Genomic DNA, 425 nt, shown 5'->3' on the forward strand with positions numbered 1-425 from the left:
GGGAGAGGGCGGTCAGTGCGGGATCCGTCGCTGTCATGGTCTCTCCTCCGTGCGGGAGCTGCTTCCGTCCAGGATAGGGGACATCTGCAATAGCCCGCGCTTGCAATTAATCGGCGTCTGCAATTATTGTCGACGCTTGTAAGGCGCAGATGCAATCTTCTGGGAAGGTGAAACCCATGCCGCTCGCGCTCCTCGCCCTCGCCATCGGGGCATTCGGTATCGGAACCACCGAGTTCGTGATCATGGGGCTGCTCCCCGAGGTTGCTGCGGACTTCCAGGTCTCGATCCCGACCGCAGGATTCCTGGTCACGGGCTACGCCCTCGGTGTCGTACTGGGCGCCCCGCTGATGACGGTCCTCGGCACCCGGGTCACCCGCAAACGCATGCTGTTGCTCCTGATGGGGCTGTTCATCCGCCGCGTCCGG

At 63.3% G+C, this 425-nt stretch carries 1 protein-coding gene; it reads left to right on the plus strand.

All coding sequences use genetic code 11. The features are described from left to right. Positions 1-176: 176 nt before the first annotated feature. A partial coding sequence (locus tag AC1DUE_RS20440) for an MFS transporter (protein ID WP_477041232.1) occupies positions 177-425 on the plus strand: 249 nt, incomplete at its 3' end.

Source organism: Cellulomonas sp. P4_A2, assembly GCF_056402515.1.